Here is a 3,132-nt window from a genome sequence, read left to right on the forward strand (position 1 = left end):
CGTACTGATAAGCATCAGGATAATCGCGAACATCCTGGCGCAATACCTCAAGATCAATCTTGCGTTGGCGAAACCCTTGAGGTTTACGATGGATGTTCTTAACCCAGCGCGTCACGCTGGCCACGCCAATATCAAACCGGGCCGCCACCCCGGCTATCGTAAGTCCTTCTTTCTTTCGGACAGACAGGACTTTACGACGGAAATCCAGTGAATAGGCCATCTCTAAATTATAATCAAAATTATCTGGTTGTGCTATATAAGCTCAAGTTTGAGCCGTGGTGAAAGCAACATTTATGTTTAAGTAAATGCTCGATTATTGGAACAGTAAACGATCAATTGAAAAACATCTCACAAATAGAGCATTCTCGCAGACGAAAATAGTCTAAAAACCGGTAATTTTGCTGTCAATTGAGCATAAATCTTTTGAATTTTGATCGATTGGCAAAGTGTTTGATAATCCATTTATTTTCCCTATACATTTCTTTTTAATGAAATAGAGCGTTTATTTTTTTCAATACATACATTCTACTAAACACCAACGCCATCGTAAGCTGATTCAAGAGAGAAGTAATATTCTAGAGGAGAAGCAAGGGCTATTTATCACCGAAGTAATATTCCATTTGCCGAGGGAAATGTCAGCGTGTTCGCCATGGATATCTTGCCCATGTTGACCGATCCGGGCAAACTCTTAACTCCGTTATAGAGCAGCAGCGGCACGTAGCTCGACCTGTCTCTTTCGGACGGGACGATACTTCGATTCTAGGGATCATGGACAGCGAGCGGAGACTTCATACGCACGGGATCCGGCACGATCACCGGGTTTGAGCGTTTGTCTGCCGAGGCACAGGTGTTGGAGTTGGGAAGCGACTTCTCTCTCCCATTTTCAGTTTCCTTCAATTTTCTCACCTCTGAAAATTTTATCCATTTCCTCACGTTGCCTGAGATAGCCGCCGCCGCTGACAGCGTGTACGGCGGAAGCCTCGACGACCTACTGCGTGGCTCGACGGCAATGACACTCTCAATGGCAATGCGGGAGATAATACCATGAGCGGCGGACTTGGCAATGACAGATAAGTACCTTCCACCATTGGCAGGAGAAGTAACAATTTCATATGATGGGAAATAAATAACATTATCAAACAGTCTTTCTGCTTCATCTGCAGCCACTCGCAGAGTCGATTTACTGGCAATCGTTGATGTGAGCACATGCCTGTTCTCATACGTTGTGATCAAAGGCACAGGTAAGACAGTAATAAGTATATTTATATCCTTATTAACTGACTTTGCTTTTTGAATAAATTCCTTCAAGTCCGACATAACTTCACTGAATGAGGAATTCACGAATTCATGTTCATCTGGATTAAATTTACTGTCAACAACGCCAAGAGCTAAAGGAAAGATTGCGCCATTATTTGGAACTCGTACAAGAATTAATTGCCTTTAGGTTACCTGCACTGATTTTGCAACGCATCAAAATTTCTTCTGAACTTCAGTCTTAATTCACTGCTCTACTATTTATAAAGTTTAAGTATTTATATAAGTTGATAGATAAGGGTAACGATTTGCATCTATCCAATTGAAGAGTAAACAAAACTATCGTCCAGCTAAAATTTTTGTCATTTTGGATTTTAAGCCATATGTATTCCATAAAAGAATTGAAATCTAATTGTCAACCCACGTTAAAATTTCATAATTTTTCTTGTTTGACGGGAATTTTAGTAACTCTGATAGGTTGCGCAAGTGCTCCTCAAATACAAGCAAAACCTTCCATTACCGAATACCCAACGCTAGAGAGACCAGTGGTTGGTTGCGCTGCCGATGAACGGCCCTTCGATTGTGATCGCCGAGCTATTCTGGCATTGCAAGGGGAGTTTCAGGTTACCTTTAATTTTTATGAAACGGTGATTCTAAAACCCGGCTATACGCGGAAAGGGCCAAAGCACAGCGGTGCGTTCGAGAAAGTGGTACTGATCGAAGACAATGGTAAAAAACTTTCATTCCAGCATCTCCTTGTGAACAGTAGCGGCGAAGTAATCAAACATTGGCGCCAGGATTGGGTCTATGAATCGCTCAAGAACTGGAGTTATGTCGGTGATCAGCGTTTTGAGCAACAAACGAAAACACCTGAAGAAATAGCAGGCACATGGACTCAGTTAGTCTATGAGGTCAGTGATGCTCCGCGTTATACAGGTACCGGCAAATGGAATCATAAGTATGGTGTTTCTACATGGACTTCCGACCGCACCTGGCGTCCTTTGCCTCGTCGAGAATATACGACACGAGATGATTATCAGCTGATCAATGCTGAAAACCGCCATACCATTACTCCACAAGGGTGGACTCACGAGCAGGACAATACCAAAGTGATCCGTACCAGCGATCAGAAAGATACAGTATTAGTGAGAGAGTTCGGGTTTAATGAATATCGGCGTATCAGCGGATATGATTTTTCTGATGCCATGGGCTACTGGCAAGCGACGGCGCCTTTCTGGGCGGCAGTTCGCGCACATTGGAGTGACGTATTGGCTAAAGACTCGACTGTACTAGTCTTTCCCACTGGAGATAATCAATTGATTGATGGATTGTTCAAACTTGCGGAAGATTACAAACAACAACCTGACCTACGAACTCATCAAAGTAAACTGGATGCTCTTTTTAAACGATTTGTGAAGACTGAAAGTAAAACATCTAAATAAATTCTGTTTCTGTCTCCGCGTCGCAGTGATGTGGCTACACTAAACCGGACACACAATTTAAAATAATCTGAAAAGAGTGTGATCCTAATATGAAGCGAGAAAAAACCAAACTTATCCAGCCGAATTTAGAGCGTCAGCAGTTAAGCTGGCCAACGAATCAAGTAAACCTGTTGCACAAACGACCAGAGATCTGGACGTAAACGAAAATACCCTGCATATTATGCCTGGCTGCACCGTGTACAAACTATACCCATCGCACATGAAATTTCGGCACTCAGGTGCTGCCAATGGTTTGGAAATTATCAGTTAATAATGTGCGTAATTCTGCTTCGTAATGATCGGTTGCTGTAAAAAAAGCTTGGCAAGCACTTTTGAAAAGTGAAAAAGTTTCATAGTAGCGCCCATACAGGATTTTCTTCTTGAAAAATTTCCAATA

2 protein-coding genes and 3 pseudogenes are annotated in these 3,132 nt (G+C 42.4%); 3 read left to right on the plus strand and 2 right to left on the minus strand.

The genetic code is table 11. The features are described 5' to 3' along the window. On the minus strand, positions 1-220 hold a 220-nt coding region (locus tag BM283_RS17450; RefSeq protein WP_217646401.1), incomplete at its 3' end, for an IS630 transposase-related protein. Positions 221-297: 77 nt separating this feature from the next. Here BM283_RS17450 and BM283_RS17455 point away from each other — a divergent pair. Continuing rightward, positions 298-375 (plus strand): annotated as a pseudogene (locus BM283_RS17455) (transposase); the annotation flags it as partial. A gap of 711 nt (positions 376-1,086) precedes the next feature. Here BM283_RS17455 and BM283_RS20770 read toward each other — a convergent pair. Then, positions 1,087-1,431: pseudogene (locus BM283_RS20770) on the minus strand (GSCFA domain-containing protein); the annotation flags it as partial. 272 nt (positions 1,432-1,703) lie between these two features. Between BM283_RS20770 and BM283_RS17465 the strand changes: the two are divergent. After that, positions 1,704-2,696, plus strand: a complete 993-nt coding sequence (locus BM283_RS17465; RefSeq protein ID WP_139225342.1) for a DUF6607 family protein — start codon at positions 1,704-1,706, stop codon at positions 2,694-2,696. Between the two features lie 109 nt (positions 2,697-2,805). Next, positions 2,806-3,006, plus strand: a pseudogene (locus BM283_RS20775) (transposase); the annotation flags it as partial. Positions 3,007-3,132: the final 126 nt, after the last annotated feature.

The organism is Nitrosomonas sp. Nm34 (assembly GCF_900113925.1).
Classification (GTDB): domain Bacteria; phylum Pseudomonadota; class Gammaproteobacteria; order Burkholderiales; family Nitrosomonadaceae; genus Nitrosomonas.